Annotated in this window: 14 protein-coding genes; 5 read left to right on the top strand and 9 right to left on the bottom strand. The window is 71.6% G+C overall.

Translation table 11 applies throughout. From position 1 onward, the window contains the following. Nucleotides 1-100 precede the first annotated feature (100 nt). The 4 genes from AB0J87_RS27725 to AB0J87_RS27710 all read left to right on the top strand — a co-directional run bounded on the left by AB0J87_RS27725 (nucleotide 101) and on the right by AB0J87_RS27710 (nucleotide 5,582). Nucleotides 101-808: a hypothetical protein gene (locus tag AB0J87_RS27725; protein ID WP_363969699.1), complete on the top strand. Its 708-nt coding sequence runs from the start codon at nucleotides 101-103 to the stop codon at nucleotides 806-808. Between the two features lie 222 nt (nucleotides 809-1,030). Then, nucleotides 1,031-2,473, top strand: a complete 1,443-nt coding sequence (locus AB0J87_RS27720; protein WP_363969697.1) for an RICIN domain-containing protein — start codon at nucleotides 1,031-1,033, stop codon at nucleotides 2,471-2,473. A 118-nt stretch (nucleotides 2,474-2,591) separates the two neighbouring features. Then, a complete protein-coding gene (locus AB0J87_RS27715; protein ID WP_363969695.1) occupies nucleotides 2,592-4,664 on the top strand; it encodes an alpha-galactosidase in 2,073 nt (690 codons plus the stop codon). Nucleotides 4,665-4,763: 99 nt separating this feature from the next. Beyond that, nucleotides 4,764-5,582 (top strand): ACT domain-containing protein, encoded by an 819-nt coding sequence (locus tag AB0J87_RS27710; protein ID WP_363969693.1) that lies wholly within the window; start codon nucleotides 4,764-4,766, stop codon nucleotides 5,580-5,582. A gap of 76 nt (nucleotides 5,583-5,658) precedes the next feature. Here AB0J87_RS27710 and AB0J87_RS27705 read toward each other — a convergent pair whose 3' ends face one another. The 9 genes from AB0J87_RS27705 to AB0J87_RS27665 form a co-directional block, all read right to left on the bottom strand. Further along, complete coding sequence (locus tag AB0J87_RS27705; RefSeq protein ID WP_363969691.1) at nucleotides 5,659-6,984, bottom strand: aminopeptidase P family protein; 1,326 nt, start codon at nucleotides 6,982-6,984, stop codon at nucleotides 5,659-5,661. After that, on the bottom strand, nucleotides 6,977-8,263 hold the full coding sequence (locus AB0J87_RS27700; RefSeq protein WP_350731927.1) for an alpha/beta fold hydrolase: 1,287 nt from the start codon (nucleotides 8,261-8,263) through the stop codon (nucleotides 6,977-6,979). Before AB0J87_RS27700 ends, AB0J87_RS27705 begins: the two co-directional genes overlap by 8 nt. Next, nucleotides 8,260-9,072, bottom strand: a complete 813-nt coding sequence (locus tag AB0J87_RS27695) for an ATP-binding cassette domain-containing protein (protein WP_350731928.1) — start codon at nucleotides 9,070-9,072, stop codon at nucleotides 8,260-8,262. The genes AB0J87_RS27700 and AB0J87_RS27695 overlap by 4 nt, the downstream gene beginning before the upstream one ends. Beyond that, nucleotides 9,069-9,881 (bottom strand): ABC transporter ATP-binding protein, encoded by an 813-nt coding sequence (locus tag AB0J87_RS27690; RefSeq protein WP_363969688.1) that lies wholly within the window; start codon nucleotides 9,879-9,881, stop codon nucleotides 9,069-9,071. The genes AB0J87_RS27695 and AB0J87_RS27690 overlap by 4 nt, the downstream gene beginning before the upstream one ends. Then, a complete protein-coding gene (locus tag AB0J87_RS27685; RefSeq protein WP_363969686.1) occupies nucleotides 9,878-10,876 on the bottom strand; it encodes an ABC transporter permease in 999 nt (332 codons plus the stop codon). Before AB0J87_RS27685 ends, AB0J87_RS27690 begins: the two co-directional genes overlap by 4 nt. Next, nucleotides 10,873-11,787 (bottom strand): ABC transporter permease, encoded by a 915-nt coding sequence (locus AB0J87_RS27680; protein ID WP_363969684.1) that lies wholly within the window; start codon nucleotides 11,785-11,787, stop codon nucleotides 10,873-10,875. The genes AB0J87_RS27685 and AB0J87_RS27680 overlap by 4 nt, the downstream gene beginning before the upstream one ends. Beyond that, nucleotides 11,788-13,491 (bottom strand): ABC transporter substrate-binding protein, encoded by a 1,704-nt coding sequence (locus AB0J87_RS27675; protein WP_363969682.1) that lies wholly within the window; start codon nucleotides 13,489-13,491, stop codon nucleotides 11,788-11,790. Further along, nucleotides 13,488-15,401 carry a beta-L-arabinofuranosidase domain-containing protein gene (locus AB0J87_RS27670; protein WP_363969680.1) on the bottom strand — a complete coding sequence of 638 codons (1,914 nt, stop codon included), beginning with the start codon at nucleotides 15,399-15,401 and terminating at the stop codon, nucleotides 13,488-13,490. Before AB0J87_RS27670 ends, AB0J87_RS27675 begins: the two co-directional genes overlap by 4 nt. Before the next feature lie 137 nt (nucleotides 15,402-15,538). Beyond that, complete coding sequence (locus AB0J87_RS27665) at nucleotides 15,539-15,916, bottom strand: DUF3592 domain-containing protein (RefSeq protein ID WP_363969678.1); 378 nt, start codon at nucleotides 15,914-15,916, stop codon at nucleotides 15,539-15,541. A 172-nt stretch (nucleotides 15,917-16,088) separates the two neighbouring features. Here AB0J87_RS27665 and AB0J87_RS27660 point away from each other — a divergent pair, with 172 nt between their 5' ends. Beyond that, on the top strand, nucleotides 16,089-16,850 hold the full coding sequence (locus AB0J87_RS27660; protein ID WP_363969676.1) for a hypothetical protein: 762 nt from the start codon (nucleotides 16,089-16,091) through the stop codon (nucleotides 16,848-16,850). The last annotated feature ends 38 nt before the right edge of the window (nucleotides 16,851-16,888 follow it).

Here is a 16,888-nt window from a genome sequence, read left to right as displayed (position 1 = left end):
GGGTGCGGCCAGCCACATTTGCAGAAATTTGTGCATTCATCCGGTCGGAGCACACTACGCTGCTACCGCTGGCAGGTACGAGGGGAAAGCAAACAACATCGTGTGGATCGCAGTCGTGGCGCTGGCCGCCATTGTCGTGGGGGCGATGGTCTGGTGGTTCCGCCGTGACCCGGCCGGCCGTGCCGCCGGTGCCGCCTCCACCACGGTCGAGGCGGACATGGACCTCGGGATCCCGGCGGAGGTCGAGCCCGCGTTCATGGAGGGCCTGCGGGCCTACCCGCTGCGGGTGAGTGGCCGGCGGGGGGTGCTCACGACGTACGAGCCGCCCCGGCTGATCTCGCTGCACCTGCTCGCCGACGCCTTCGCGGTCAGGGGGGACGCCGCGCTGCACGATCCGCAGGGCACGGTCGTGGCCCTGATCGCGCACCTCGGGGCGGTGGAGCGGCCGGGCGTGCTGCACCTGCGCGAGGACTGGCTGGACGGCGAGGTGGACGGCATGGACCGGGCCGCCTTCGCCGAGGCGGTGCGCGAGGCCGTGTCCGGCGAGTGCCCCTGGTCGGCCGAGCCGGCCATTGGAGCGTTGCAGGTCACCGTGCGTGAGGCCAACACGATGATGCTCGACCTGGCCAGGGTGCTCGAGCTGTACCGGGAGGCCCGGGAGAAGCAGCCCGAGGCCGCGGCCGGGGAGCTGCTGCGCGAGGTCGCGCCGCGCCTGATCGCCGCCGGCGGGCCGGGGCTCACCTGGACGAAGCCGCCCACGCAGGCGGACCTGCGCGTCGTGCTCGGCAGCACGCCCGAGCCCGCCTGACGTCCCGCTCCACGGCGGATATCCGCAGGTCAGTACGGTTCCGCACAGCGTGGAATCCCGGCTGTGATGAAAGTTTCAGCTCTCATTGACAGCGGGAAAGCGCTTACCTATGTTGTGGCGTGTTCGGTCACACGTATGGCAGCCACATATGTGAACGGATTCTCGCTGGGGGGACACGTCGCAGGCCGTGAGCGGCCTGCCGGGCCAGCAAGGAGCTGAATCGTGCGACAGAGAATCAACGGCAGAACAGCGGCGGTCATCGCGGGCGTCATCGGCCTGACGGGCACGGCAGTCGTCGCGGTGGCCGCTGCGACGACCACTGCGGCCGCCGCGGCCCCCGCGCCGGGGGCGTACACGGTGGTGAACAACGGCAGCGGCCTGTGCCTCACCGTGCCGGGATCCAGCACCTCAGACGGGGTCCAGCTCACCCAGAGCGGCTGCGGCAGCGCCGCTCAGACCTGGAACCTGACCGCGAGCGGCAGCGGCTACACCCTCAAGGCCGCCCACAGCGGCAAGTGCGCGGGCGTGCAGGACGCCAGCACCTCCGCGGGCAAGGCCGTGCAGCAGGAGAGCTGCTCCGGCGCCTCGTCGCAGACGTGGACGCTGCCCGAGTCGGGCGCCACCGTCAGGATCGTCAACGCCAACGGCGGCAAGTGCCTCAACACCAAGGACAACGCGACCTCCTCCGGCGCCCTGGTGCAGCAGAACTCCTGCGACTCCGTGGCCACCAAGCAGTGGCGGCTCGTCCCCGCCGGCAGCAACCCGACCAACCCGCCCACAGACCCACCGCCGACCACGCCTCCGGGCAACGCGAACGGGCTGGTCGGCTGGGCCACGCAGGGCGGCGGCACGACGGGCGGCGGCAACGCCTCGCCGGTCACCGTCAGCAGCGCCTCGGCCCTGACCAGCGCGCTGTCGGCGAGCGGCGCCTCGGTGATCCGGGTGTCGGGCACGATCTCCTGCTCGGGCATGCTGAAGGTGGTCTCCAACAAGACCGTGCTCGGCAACTCGGGCGCGACGATCGCGGGCTGCGGGTTCAACATCTCCCAGGCCTCGAACGTGATCGTCCGCAACCTCACCTTCCGGGACTGGGGCGACGACGCGATCAACGTCCAGTACTCGACCCGGGTCTGGCTCGACCACAACTCGTTGAGCCACGGCTACGACGGCGCCATCGACATCAAGCGGGCCAGCGACTACGTCACCGTCTCGTGGAACAAGTTCTCCAACCACGACAAGACCATGCTGCTCGGCCACAGCGACGACAACGGCGGCGAGGACCGCGGTCACCTGCGCGTGACGTACCACCACAACTGGTTCGACGGCACCAACCAGCGCCACCCGCGCGTGCGGTTCGGCAACCCGGTGCACGTCTACAACAACTACTACGGCAGCGTCGGCAGCTACGGCGTGGCCTCCACCGAGGGCGCCGGCGTGCTCGTCGAGGGCAACTACTTCGAGAACACCCAGGACCCGTTCCACCTGGGCGAGGGTGACTCCGGCCCCGGCACGCTGGTCGCGCGCAACAACCACTTCGTCAACTCCGGCAGCGGCCAGAGTGGCGGCAATGTCGGCTCGATCCCCTACTCCTACTCGCTCGACACCGCCTCCAACGTCAAGTCCGTCGTCACCGCGGGCGCCGGCGCCGGGCGGATCTCCGTCTGACGCTCACCCCCTCGCGGCCCCTCCGGCTCCCGCCCCGGAGGGGCCGCCCCATGATCGAGGCAAGTGTGCTGTTCATGTAGGTTCGCGTCGTAACGCCGAGCTGAACGAGGAGCCTGACTTGTCACCCCTCATCCTCTCCGCCGCGGGGGCCGCCCTGGTGCTGGACGCCTCGGGCCCCGGCCTGCCGCGCGTGCGCCACTTCGGCGCCGACCTCGGGTCCGCGACCGGCGCCGACCTGACGCCCGCGCTGGCCTCCCTCACCGCCGCGCCGCCGCTGCTGCCCGCCCAGGGAGACAGCTGGTACGGCAGGCCGGGCCTGTCGGGCGGCCGGGACGGCGAACACTGGCCGGTGCGCTGGACGCTGGACCGGCTCGACGCGGACGCGACGCCCGGTCGGGGCGGCACGGTCACCGTCGCGGCCTCCGACGCCCGCGCGGGCCTGGAGCTGCTCAGCGAGCTGGCCATGGACGCCGGCGGCCTGGTGACGATGCGGCACACGCTGACGAACACCGCCGCCGCGCCGTACCGGCTGGAGGGGCTGGTCTGCGCGCTGCCGGTGCCGGCGCGCGCCGGCGAGCTGCTGGACTTCACCGGGCGGTGGGCGCTGGAGAAGGTGCCGCAGCGCACGGCGTTCGGGTACGGCGTGTGGTCCCGGGAGAACCGGCGCGGCCGGACCGGGCACGACGGCACGGGGCTGCTGGTGGCCGGGACCGCGGGGTTCGGGTTCCGGGGCGGCGAGGTGTGGGGGGTACACGCGGGCTGGAGCGGCAACCACCTCCACTATGCCGAGCGGCTGGCCGAGGGCCCGGCGCTGGTGGCGGCGGGCGAGCTGCTGGAGCCCGGCGAGATCGTGCTGGCCGAGGGGGAGAGCTACCGCACGCCGCTGGTGTACTTCACCTGGTCGGGCGGCGGGCTGGACGCGGCGAGCACGCGGCTGCACGACCACCTGCGCGCCGCCCGCCCGCTGGGGGTCCGCCCGGTCACGCTGAACAACTGGGAGGCCACCTACTTCGACCACGGCCTCGACCGGCTGCTGGAGCTGGCCGACAAGGCCGCGGCGGCGGGGATCGAGCGGTTCGTGCTCGACGACGGCTGGTTCCGCCACCGCCGCCACGACCGGGCCGGGCTCGGCGACTGGTACGTCGACGAGGGCGTCTGGCCGGACGGCCTGAACCCCCTCGCCGAGCACGTGCGCAAGCTCGGCATGCAGTTCGGGCTGTGGTTCGAGCCGGAGATGGTCAACCCGGACTCCGACCTGCTGCGCGCGCACCCCGACTGGATCCTCGGGCAGGCCGAGCGCGTGCCGCCGCCGCAGCGCAACCAGCAGGTGCTCGACCTGGCCAGGCCCGAGGCGTACGACTACCTGCTGGAGCGGCTGGACAGCCTGGTGAGCGAGTACGCGCTCGACTACATCAAGTGGGACCACAACCGCGACATCGCCGAGCCGGTGCACGACGGGGTGCCCGGGGTGCACGCGCAGACGCTGGCGGCGTACCGGCTGCTGGACGAGCTGCGGGCCCGCCATCCGGAGCTGGAGATCGAGTCGTGCTCGTCGGGCGGCGCCCGCGTCGACTTCGGCGTCCTGGCCCGTACCGACCGGGTGTGGACGTCCGACTGCAACGACGCGCTCGACCGGCAGGCGATCCAGCGCTGGACCGGGCTGCTCGTGCCGCCGGAGCGGATGGGCAGCCACGTCGGCGCGCCGCAGGACCACAGCACGGGCCGGTCGCTGCCGCTGGCCTTCCGGGCCGCGACCGCGCTGTTCGGGCACATGGGCGTGGAGTGGGATCTGACCTCGGCGAGCCAGGCGGAGCTGGAGGAGCTGGCCGAGTGGATCGCCCTGCACAAGCGGCTGCGGCCGACGCTGCACGCCGGGCGGGTGGTGCGGGCCGACCACCCGGACCCGTCGGCGCTGCTGCACGGGGCGGTGCTGCCGGAGCGCGGGGTGTTCGCGTTCGTCCAGCTCACCTCCAGGGTCGCGATCGGGCCCGCGCCGCTGCGGCTGCCCGGGCTCGACCCGGCGGCGACGTACGAGGTGCGGGTCGCGGGCCCCAGGCCCCGCGCGGCCGGGCTGCCGGAGTGGACCTCGGGTCCGGTGCGGCTGAGCGGCGCGGTCCTGGGCGAGCTGGGGCTGCCCGCTCCCGTGCTGCGGGCCGAGTCGGCGCTGGTCTTCGAGGTCGAGCGGGTGTAAGGGGCCTGTCATGAACGGCCCATGCGGTTAGGGCGGTTTAATGCCGCCGCAACCGCGCCGTTCGTGATCAGGAAACACGTCCCGCGGACACTGGGGTGCATGAGCGATGCACCGAAGGTGTTGAACGGTAATCGGCGCTCCTGGCGGCGAGAGATCGTCGAGCTGGCCGCGCTGTTCCTCGCGGTCGGCCTGGCGCACCTGCTCGCGACCCTGCTCGGCCACCGCGAACCGGGTCCGGTGGTGATGGTCGGGCTGGGGGCGGCGTTGATCGTGGGGGCGGCGGTCCACAAGCGGATGGGCCACCGCCCCGTACGCAAGGTCCCCGCGCTGCCCGTGGGGGAGGGTGCGGGGGCGGCCATGGTGCTGTGGCGCATCCGCATGCGGGTGGTGGAGCGGCCGGGGCGGCTCGCCGCGGTGGCGGGGGCGTTCGGGCGGCTGGGCTGCAACATCCTGGCGCTGCACATCGCGCCGACCGGGAGCAGCGCGATCACGCCCGCGGGGTGTGACGCGCTGGACGAGTTCGTCATCGAGGCGCCGCCGGGGCTGGCGCTGGAGGCGCTTTCCGGGGCGCTGACGGAGGCGGGCGGGCATGACGTCGTGATCGTGCCCGCGCAGGTCAAGGACCTCACCGATCCCGGTGTCCAGGCTCTGGTGCTGGCTCAGCGGGTGAGCGCGGACCCGGATCGGCTGCCCGAGGCGATGGCGGAGCTGCTGCGGGTGCCGGAGGTGGAGTGGCGGCGGCCGGGGGACACGGTGGACGAGGGGGCCGAGCTCAACACCACGATGGTGATCTCGGTCAACCCGGACCGGGCGCTGCTGATCCGGCGTCCCGCGCTGCCGTTCACGCCGACGGAGGCGGCCCGGGCGGCGGCCCTCACCGCCACCGCCCGCCAGGCCCGCTACACCGGCTCACCCTGACCCGGCGGCCCGTCCCCGGGGCGGGGGCGGGTTCTTCCGGTGCCGTGTGGGGTGGTGCCGGGAGAACCCGCGGGGGTCAGGCCGTGGACTCCTTGGCCCAGCGTTCCAGGCCAGAGGCGTCGATGGGCAGGGCGTCCGACAGGATGTCCACGCCGGACGGCGTCACCAGCAGGTCGTCCTCGATCCGCACCCCCACCCCGCGCAGCTCCGGCGGGACCGTGAGGTCGTGGGCGTGGAAGTACAGGCCGGGCTCGACGGTGAGCACCATCCCCGGCGCCATGGCGGCCCCGTGGTAGGCCTCCGGGCGGGACTGGGCACAGTCGTGCACGTCCAGGCCCAGGTGGTGGCCGATGCCGCAGATCAGGTAGCGGCGGTGGTGCTGGCCGGTGTCCGACAGGGCCTCGTCCACCGAGACCGGCAGCAGTCCCCAGTCGTCCAGCCCGCGCGCGATGACCTCCATCGCCGCGTGGTGGAAGTCGGTGAAGCGCCGGCCGGGGCCGACCGCCGCCAGGCCCGCCCGGTGCGCCTTCTCCACCAGGTCGTGCACCTGCCGCTGGGCGGGGGAGAAGGCGCCGGAGGCGGGGAAGGTGCGGGTGACGTCGGCGGTGTAGTGGCTGCGGACCTCCACGCCCATGTCGAGCAGCAGCAGCTGGTCCGGCAGGACGGGCCCGTCGCAGCGCACCCAGTGCAGGGTGGGGGCGTGCGGGCCGCTGCCGACGATGGTGGCGTAGCCGGGGCCGTTGCCGTACGCCCTGGCGTAGCGGTCGAACGTGCCCTGCAGCCACCGCTCGCCCGCTCCCTCGATCGCCGCCGGGACCTCGGCCAGCACGGCCGCGAAGCCCTCGACCGTGCGGTCCACGGATTCGCGCAGCTGGCCGATCTCCCACTCGTCCTTGATCATGCGCAGTTCGGCCAGCACCCGGGGGAGTTCCTCCACCGGTTCGGACGCGTCCGTGAACTCCGACAGCGGCCGCACCGCGACCCCGAGCGCCGCCGACCACTCGGCGAGGGACGGGGACGGGCCCACCCACAGCTCCCCGTACGCCGCGTCGGCGAAGAAGCCGATGTCGCCGGGGCGGGCGGGCGGCGGCAGGTAGAGGGTGGCGGCGCCGTCCGCGATCACGGCGACGGCGTTCTCCACGGCGCAGCCGGTGAGCCAGTAGAAGTCGCTGTCCACGCGGAAGTCGTAGGCGGTGTCGTTGCTGCGTACCGGAGCCCGGCCCGCCTTCACCACCACGGTCCTGCCGGGCAGCGCGGCGGCCAGGCGCTCGCGGTGCGCGGCTGCCGCCTCGGCCGCCCCGGGCACGAGGTCGGGGGTACGGGCGGGGGCGTCCCAGCCCTGGGCGATGAACTCGCGGAACGCGGGGACCTCTGTCAGCTTGGGGGGTTTGCCGTCACTCACTGGTGATTCCTCCTCCTATGTCGCGCACCAGTCCGGTCAGGCGGGCGAAGACGCGCTCCTCGCCGATGCCGTCGTGCTCGTACTCGTTGGTGACCCAGGCCTGCGTGTTGCCCACCCTGGAGGCGGTGTCCAGTTGCAGCCCCGAGTCGACGTACATGTCGTCGAAGTAGACGGCCGCGGCCACCGGCACGTCGTTGGCCGCCAGGCGGTCCAGGTCGTACAGCGCCGGCCACTCGGCCCGCTCGGCGAGCAGGTCGACGGCGGCGCGGAAGGGGCGCAGCGCGCGGATCTCCGCGAACATCCACGGGTAGATCATCTCGCCGGTGAACAGCAGCGGCCGGGCGTCCTCGGCGAAGGCGGGGTGGTTGGCGCGCTCGCGCTGCGCCGCCCAGGCGGTCGCGCCGGGACCGGAGCCGTAGATGCTCTCCTGCAGCGCGGCGAACAGTGGGTTGTCGGCGTAGGAGGAGCGGGCCAGCACCTGGTGCAGGAACGTCTCCGGCAGTTCCCCTCCTTCCAGCAGGGCTTCGTCCAGCAGCCAGTGCATGCGCTCGTACCCCGGCTTCATGCCGAAGTCGATCCCCAGCGACTGCAGCCGCCGCACGGTGAGCGTGTCGCCGTCGGGCAGCAGCACGTCGCCGTAGGCCAGCCGGTCGGCCAGCCGGGCCACCGTCTCGGCGTGGTGCGGGTAGCGGCGGTAGAACTCGGCGTTCTTGGCCGCGACCCGGGGATAGGTGCGCCGGTAGACCTCCGACGCGTCGGGGTCCACGGAGGGCAGCCCGCCCGCCACGTAGCAGGCGCTCAGCCCCTCGGGCGCCTGCGACAGGTACGTCAGCGTCAGGAAGCCGCCGTAGCTCTGCCCGAGCGTCGACCAGCGCCGTCCGCCGAAGACGGTCTTGCGCAGGTGCTCGGCGTCGGCCACGATCGAGTCCGCGCGGAAGCGGGCCAGGTAGTCGGCGCCCTCCTGCGGGTCGAGCGCGCTCATCACCCGCCCGTCGATCCGCGAGCTGCGGCCCGTGCCCCGCTGGTCGAGCAGGATCACCCGGTACTTCTCCAGCGCCTGGCCGAGCCAGCCCGACGTGCCGACCGGACGCGGCCCCTTGCCGCCGGGCCCGCCCTGCAGGTAGAGCAGGCACGGCAGGTCGTGGCCGTCCCGGGTGGGGTCCACGAGCTCCCTGGCGAAGACCCTGATCGTGGCCTCCGGGTCCGACCAGTCGAGCGGCACCTCCACGACGTGGTCGCGTACCCGCATCCCCGGGATCGTGTAGGTCGCGGTGATCACAGCTTCTCCCTCCTGCGGCGGTCCCACTCCGGGTTGATGCGCGGGATGGCCGCCAGCAGCGTACGCGTGTAATCATGCCGGGGCTCGCCGAAGACCTGTTCGGCGTCCCCCAGTTCGACGATCTGCCCCTTGCTCATCACCGCGACCCGCTGCGCGATCTGCCGGACGACGGCCAGATCATGGGCGATGAACACGTAGCTGAAGCCGCTCTCGCGCTGCAGCCGCCGCAGCAGCTCGATCACCTGCGCCTGCACCGACACGTCCAGCGCCGAGACGGCCTCGTCGCAGATCACGAGCTTGGGGTTGACGGCCAGCGCGCGGGCGATGCCGATGCGCTGCGCCTGCCCGCCGGAGAACTGCGCGGGGTAGCGCAGCGAGTGGTCGGGGTTCAGGCCGACCCGCTCCATCAGCTCCTTGGCGTGCGCCCGCCGCCCGCCGTCGGGCGCGATGCCCTGGTAGTCCAGCGGCGCCATCAGGATCCGCTCCACCGTGTGGCGGGGGTTGAGCGAGGAGAACGGGTCCTGGAAGACGACCTGGACGTTGGCGCGGAAGCGGGCCAGCGCGGCCCCCTTGGCGTGGGTGACGTCCTCGCCGTCGAACTCCAGCGTGCCCTCGCTCGGGTCCATCAGCTTGGCGATCATGCGGGCGGTCGTCGACTTGCCGCTGCCGGACTCGCCGACCACGGCCAGCGTCTCGCCGAGCCGCACCTCGAAGCTGACCTGGTCGACCGCCGTGAACTCGGCCTTGGCGCCCAGCGGGCCGCGCGAGACGAACCGCTTGGTCAGGTCCTTGGCCCGCAGCAGCGTCATGCCTTCACCTCGCCGTCTACTGGATCGTCGATACGCGGGATGCTCTCCAGCAGCATCCGGGTGTACTCGTGGCGCGGCTCGGCGAAGACCTGCTCGGCCGTGCCGTACTCGACCTGCTCGCCCTGCCGCATCACCAGCACGCGGGTCGCGATCGAGCTGATCACGGCCAGGTCGTGCGTGATGAACACCATGCCCATGCCGCGCTCCTGCCGCAGCCCGGCCAGCAGCTTCAGGATCTGCGCCTGCACGGTCACGTCCAGGGCCGTGGTCGGCTCGTCGGCGATCAGCAGCGCCGGCGAGCACACCAGGGCCATCGCGATCATGACGCGCTGCCGCTGCCCGCCGGAGAACTGGTGCGGGTAGTAGTCCACCCGCCGCTCCGGTTCCGGCAGGTCCACCTGCCGCAGCGCCTCGATCGCGACCTTCCGCGCCGCCGCGCGCGAGCCGCCGCGGTGGGCGCGGTACATCTCCTCGATCTGCAGGCCGACCGTGTAGTACGGGTTCAGGGACGACAGCGGATCCTGGAAGATCATCGACATCTGGTCGCCGCGCAGCCGCCGCAGTTCCCGGTCCGGGCGGCCGAGGAGCTCCGTGCCGTCCAGCCGGATGCTGCCGCTGGTCCTGGCGCCCTTGGGCAGCAGTCCCATGACCGCCAGGCTGGTCATGGACTTGCCGGATCCGGACTCGCCGACGATGCCGACGGTCTCGTCCCGTCCGACCGTGAAGGACACTCCCTTGACCACGTCCACCGGGCCGCGCGTGGTGGGGAAGGTGACGGTGAGGTCCTCCACGACAAGCAGGTCGCTCATTTCGCCGTGATCCTCACTCTCGGGTCCAGCCTCGTGTAGACGAGGTCGATCACCACGTTCCCGATCACCACGAAGAACGCCGCCAGCAGCGTCACGGCCATGATCACCGGCTGGTCGTTCTTGGTGATGGAGTCGGCGGCCATCTTGCCGACCCCGTTCAGCCCGAACACCGTCTCGGTGATCAGCGCGCCGCCCAGCAGCGCGGCGAAGTCCATGCCGAAGATCGTGGCGATGGGCGTCAACGCCGGGCGCAGGGCGTGCCTGCGCATGGTCAGCGCCGGGCTCAGGCCCTTGGACCGGGCCGTGCGCATGAAGTTCTCGGCGAGGGTGTCGATCACGTTCGCCCGGGTGAGCCGGCTGTAGAGGCAGGCGTAGCCGGTGGCCAGCACGATCCACGGCATCAGGTACGACTGGAACCACACCACCGGATCGTCGGCGAAGGCCACGGCCCGCGGGAACGGCAGCACCTGCAGCTGCACCACCAGCACGTACTGCAGCGCCAGCGCCAGCACGTAGTTGGGGACGCTGGAGCCGCCCAGCGCCAGCCCCATCGCCGTGCGGTCCCACCAGGTGCCCTCCTTGACCGCGCTGAGCAGGCCCGCCGCGATCCCGATGAGCAGCCACAGCACCGCGGCCCCGATCGCGACGGTGGCGCTGACCGGCAGCCGCTCGACCACCATGTCCCACACGGACTGGCCGGTCTGGAAGCTGTAGCCCAGGCACGGGGCGCCGCAGTGCACCAGGTTCGCGCCCTGGCCGTAGTCGCGCCCGGCGAAGATGCCGATGAGGAAGCCGAAGAACTGCTTCAGCAGCGGCTCGTCCAGCCCCAGCACGGCGTGGATCTGGTCGATGCGCTCCTGCGTGCACGTCTTGCCGCAGATCATCACCGCCGGGTCGGGCTGGAGCGTGAAGAAGATGATGAACGTGAACAGGCACACCAGGAAGAGGATCAGCACCACCCCGGCGAGCCGCCCGGCGATGTAACGCGCCATCATGAGGCCTCCCCGGCGTCGAAAGCGGCCCGCAGCCGGTCCCCGAGCACCGTCAGCGACAGCACGGTGAGGAACAGGAACCCGCCGGGGATCGCGAAGTACATGGGATCGACGGAGTACCAGGCGACCGAGCTCGAGATCATCTGCCCCCACGACGGCGTCGGCGGCGTGACGCCGACACCCAGGAACGACAGCCCCGCCTCGGTGCCGACGTAGCCGGGCACGGACAGGGTGGTCATCACGATCAGCGAGCTGCGCAGGTTGGGCAGGATCTCCTTGAACACCAGCGCGCCCGTGGAGGCGCCCGACGCCCGGGCGGCCTCCACGAACTCCCTGTTCACCAGCGTCATCGTCTGCCCGCGCACCACCCGCGCCAGGTACGGCCAGCCGAACACGCTGATCACCAGGACCAGCAGCACCGGCCGGTTCCCCTGCGGCAGCGACGACAGGATCGCGATCATGAAGATGAGCGCGGGGAAGGCCATGAGGAAGTCCATGACCCGGCAGATCACCTGGTCCACCCAGCCCTGGTAGAACCCGGCCAGCATGCCCAGCACCACGCCCAGCAGGGTCGTCAGCGCCGTGGCGGAGACCGCGATCAGCAGCGAGACGCGCGCGCCGTAGGCGATGCGGGCCAGGATGTCGCGGCCGTTCTGCGGCTCGACGCCGAGCAGGTGCTCGGCGCTGATGCCGCCGAGCGACCCGCGCGGCACCCCGCCCAGGTCGGTGTTGACGGCGGCGGTGTCGAAGTCGTTCGGGCCGTGGCCGGTGATCGCGCTGATCAGCGGCGCGCCGATCGCCATCAGCACGATCAGCGACAGGAACGCGGTGCTCAGCACCGCGCCCCTGTCGCGCAGCAGCGCGCTCGTGACCCGTGCCCTCGACGTGCTCGGGGAGTAAGCGACGACGGCCATTTACTTCGTCGGCTTCGCCAGGCCGACGGAGATCAGGTCGATGCCGCCGGAGAAGGAGTTGGACTGGTAGGCGCCCGCGATGTTCGAGCCGACCAGGAGGATGAGCTTCTCGTAGGCCAGCGGGACGATCGGCGCCTCCTTCATGATCTGCTTGTCCAGCTCGCCGTAGGCCGCGTTGGCCGCCTGCACGTCCGTCATCGCGGCGATCTCGTCGATCCGCTGGTTGATGCCCTTGTCGTTGATCTGCGCGAGGTTGGCGTTGCCCTTGTCGGTGATGTTGCGGCCGTCGAACAGCGGGGGCAGGAACGTCGCGCCGGAGGCCCAGTCGGGGCACCAGCCGGTGACGGCGGCGTCGTGCTGCTGCGCCGGCGTGCCGATGACCTCGTAGTACGTCGAGGTGTCGATGTTGTTGATCTTGACGTCGATCTTCACCTGCTTGAGCGCGTCCTGGATCGCCACCGCCACCGCGGCCATCTTCGGGTCCGGCCGGGTGTCGAGCGTCAGCGTGAACCCGTTCGCCTGGCCGGCCTCGGCCAGCAGCTTCTTGGCCTCCTCGGGGTTGTACGGGTACGGGTCGTAGTCGACCCGGCCCGCGACCGTGGGCGGCTGGATCGAGGTGCCCTTGGCGGCCAGGGCGCCGCCGCCCATGCCCGCGACCACGGTGTCCTTGTTGATCGCCAGGTTGATCGCCTGGCGCACGCGCACGTCGTTCAGGGGCTTCTTGGTGGTGTTCAGGCCCATGTACGTGGTGCAGCCGTTGAGCCCGGCCAGCGTGCGCTGCTTGATCTGGGGCGCCTGAACCCGCGCCACGGTCGCCGCCTGGATCGACGGGCCGATGGCGTCGGTGTCGGTGCCCTGCTCGGCCAGCATGCGCTCGTCGATGGTGGCCGCGTCGAGGCCGAACGTCCACTCGAACGCGTCCGGCTTGGCCGCCCGGACGGTGTCGGTCTCACGCTTCCACTGCGGGTTGCGCTCCAGCTTCAGCGACACGCCGCGCTGGTAGCTCGCCACCTTGTACGGCCCGCTCGCGATCGGCTTGGTGTCGAAGGCCGCGCCCGCCCCCGTGCCCTTGGGGAAGGGGGTGAAGTTGGCCAGCGCCAGTGCGCTCGGGAAGTCGGCGTAGGGCTTCTTCAGGTGGAAGACGACCGTCTTGTCGTCGGGCGTCTCGATCGTCTTCAGGTCGCCGTCCAGGTACGGTCCCTTGTAGTCCTTGGGCGCGTCCAGCAGCAGCTTCCCGTACGGGGAGCCGATCCCGGCCTCCGGGTCGAACGTGCGCGAGAAGCCGAACTTCACGGACTCGCTGTTGATCGGCGAGCCGTCCTCGAAGAACAGGTTGTCCTTGAGCTTGAACGTCCACGTCTTGCCGCCGTCCGACGGTGTGCCGGTGTCGGTGGCCAGGTCGGGCACGATCTTCGTGCCCTCGGCGCCCGGACCCGCGCCGAACATCGTCAGCCCCCGGTAGATGAGCCGGTAGAAGTTGTTCACTCCACCGTCGAAGCCGCGCACCGGGTCCAGATGGGAGAAGTCCGCCTTGTTCAGGATGTGCACGGTGCCGCCCGTCGCGGCCGGCGCGCCGGGCCCGCCCGAGGCGCCCGTGCCCGGGCCCGCGCCGGGGGCCGCCGCGCCGCCGCCCCCGCCACAGGCGCTGAGCGCCAGCACGGTGGTCATGGTGACGCTCGCGAGCGCCGCCGATCTCCTCATCATGATGCCTTCTTTCCGTTGGTCCAGGGGGTCCTGACCCAGACCCGCATGGCTTGGGGGCCGCGGTTGCCCCACAGGAAGTAGGGGACGAAGGTCGCCGCGACCCTCGTCTCCGGGAGCGCCTCGTGCAGAGGGAGCTCGGGGTAGAGCTCGGCGGTGGGCGGGGGAGCCGCGTCCGCCTCCACGCGCAGCACGACGGCCGCGTCGCGGCGCTCGGTGTGCGCGTTAACAACGTCGTGGGCGCCGACGAGCAGGTCGTCGACGGGGGCCTGCGGGCTGTCGTGCTGCTCGACGCAGTACACGAGCGGCCCCCGGGCCAGGCTGACCGCGCCCCGGGTGGCGTCCAGGTAGGGGTGCGAGCCGTGCGCCCGGACCGGCATGGGCAGGGTGAGGCGCACCTCGTCGCCCGGCGACCACGCGCGGTGCAGGGTGACCCAGCCGCCGGACTCCGGCGCGTCGCAGGGCTCGCCGTTGACGGTGACGGTCACGTTCCGGGCCCAGCCGGGGACGCGCAGCACCAGCCCGTACGGCCCGGCCGGCGCCCGCTCGACGGCGATGCGCACGTCGCCGTCCCACGGGTAGGCCGTCTCCATCGCCAGCTCCAGCTCGGCCGTCCGGATCGTGGCCTGCGTGTAGGCGGTGATCAGCACGGCGCCGTCCCGCTCGGCCGCCACGTAGTCGGCGAGCTGGGCCATCCACCGCACGATGTTGGGCGGGCAGCACGGGCAGGTGAACCAGGCGCGGCGCAGCGCCTCGCCGCCCGCCTCCGCGCCGCTGCGCTGCGCGTGGTCGGGGCGGCGCTGCAGCGGGTTGTCGTAGAAGAACGCCGTGCCGTCGGCCGACAGGCCCACGGCGTAGGCGTTGTAGAGCACGCGCTCGAACACGTCGAGGTACTTCGCGTCGCCGCCGGCCAGGAACATCCGCCACGCCCACTGCATGACGCCGATGGCCGCGCAGGTCTCGCTGTAGGCGCGCTCGGACGGCAGCTCGTACCGGTCGCCGATCGCCTCGTCGGAGTGGCGGCTGCCCAGGCCGCCTGTGACGTACAGCTTGGTCGCCACCATGTCGTCCCAGAGCCGCTCCAGCGCCTCGAACAGCGACCGGTCGCCGGTCTCCAGGAAGACGTCGGCCGCGCCCGCCGCCAGGTAGGCCATGCGCACCGCGTGGCCGGTCACCGACGGGAGCTCGCGGAGGGGCACGTGGTCCTGGAAGTACTCGCCGGGGAAGATGCGGTGCTCCATCTGCCCGGTGCCGCGGCGGTCGACGAACGCCGCCGCCAGCGTCAGGTAGCGGCGCTCGCCCGTCTCCCTGTAGAGCTCGACCAGCGCCATCTCCACCTCGGGGTGGCCGCAGACGCCCGTCTCGTTGAATCGCTCCACTGCCAGGTCGGCGAAGCGCGTGGCCACGCGCAGCAGCCGGTCGTCGCCCATCCGCCGGTTCGCGGCGACGGCCGCCTGGATGAGGTGGCCCAGGTTGTACAGCTCGTGTCCCCAGGCCAGGTCCTCCCACGGCTTCTTTTCCGAAGAGGGGGACTGGAAGAAGGAGTTGAGGTAGCCGTCGCCCGCCTGGACCCGCTCCAGCAGGCCGACCACCTCGTCGAAGAACTCCCTGGCCGAGGCGTCTCCGTCGCCGAGCTCGTACGCCAGACCTTCGAGGGTCTTGTACAGGTCGGTGTCGAGGAACGGGTACCGGCCCCGGTAGGGGGCGGGGTCGTCCTCCAGGAGGCGGCTCAGGTTGGCGACGTTGCCCGCCGCGCGGAGCTGCTCGACGGTGTGGGGGATTGTGGCCCTGCGGTTGCGGCGCTGCCAGTCATGCAGCAGTCCGCCGGTGATACGTGCTCCGGACAGCGGCCGAACTGCTCCTGCGATGGTGCGTACGGCGCCGGCCAGGGGCCTGACCTGCTTGGACGTCATGAACCTTCCCAGTAATGTGTGGCATTGCACTGAACCTTAGGTGTCTGGGAGGTAAGTTGCCAAGGGTTAGGACCGGATGGAAAAAAGAACGTAACCCGTCCGGAAACCACCGGACGGGTCGGTCTGGCGCTCGGCTCCTATGCGCCGTACGGGGCGGGGCGCCAGGACGCCCAGTCGATGCGCACCCGGTCACGCCGCTGCGGGTCCACCTTGACCGGCACCACCGCGCCGGGCACGACCATGCCCATGGGCAGGCGCGGCAGCGACTGCCGGTGCGTGACCCGGTGCACCTGCCCGTCCTGCGTCCGCACGCCCAGGACGAAGCTGACGAGCGGCTGCCCGTTGATCGTCACGCCGGTGTCGGCCATCGACTCGATCACCGCCTGCGCGGCGATGCCGGTGGCCAGGAGCTGCCGGCCGGTCCAGGAGGCGATCAGGAACGGCAGCGCGACGCACGCCAGGACCAGGATCGCCACCCCTGTGATCACCATCGACATCCACAGCCCCGTGCCCATCGCTCTCCCCGCCCTCTCCTCGCCCGCCGCAGGCGTCTCCCGAGTTGTACGCGGGACGGATTGCACGCCACTTGATCGCCGATTACACGGGGGCGATTGAGTAGCCCGTACTCAGGCGTTCATCGCGCCGCCGGGGCTGTACTGGGTGCCCAGCGGAAAACCGGAGGCGACCATGCACGCGCACCACGACCAGGGCCACGACCAGGGCCACGACCGGGCCCATGACCGGGCCCAGCCCGAGACGTTCGACGTCCACGGAATGCTGCTCTTCGGCGACGACCCGCTCTATTTCTCGCATCTGCCGATGTTCCACGTCCCGGCGCACCGCTTCCAGGTGCTCATGGAGGTCGGCTTCCGCGACGACGTGCGCGAGGCGGTGCGCAAGGTCGACGACCTGCGCACGTTCGTGCCGGACCCGTTCGACATCCTGGAGCTCGACCCCGACGGCGGGCCGGTGCGGACCTCGGTGCGGGGCACCGTCTTCCGCGGGCACTTCGAGCGCGGCGGCACCCCGATCGCCGAGGACGTCACGGCGCGCATCAAGCGCGTCCTCTTCTTCCGGCGGCTCGACCCGGCGGCGCGTCACGACGACGAGGCGCCGCTGAGCTACCTGTGCTTCGGCCGGGCGGGCGGGCTGCACCTCGCGCACGAGATCACCGCCCGCCCCGACTTCGACCAGGTCCTCGCCGTCCGCCTCGTCCCGGGGACCGTGCGCCACGAGCCCGGCGTCACCGGAGAGCCGCCCGCGGACTTCGAGCGTCCGGTGCCGGTGACGTTCGGCCGGGCGGACACGCCCCGGCGGCGGCTCGTGGTGGGCGACACGGCGGAGGGGGACTTCGACCTGGGCGTCTCCCGTACCGGGGAGCACGGTTTCCACGCCCAGGTGGAGGTGGTCGACGAGATCTACATGGAGACGGGGGACCTCAGCATGTGACGAGCCCGTCGAAGCGCTGCGGTCACTCCCACGTGAAC

Origin of the sequence: Nonomuraea sp. NPDC049625, from assembly GCF_040675285.1 — a bacterium.
GTDB lineage: Bacteria > Actinomycetota > Actinomycetes > Streptosporangiales > Streptosporangiaceae > Nonomuraea > Nonomuraea angiospora_A.
The sequence above is the reverse complement of the archived record's forward strand: the minus strand, read 5'-3'. Positions and strand labels throughout refer to the sequence as shown.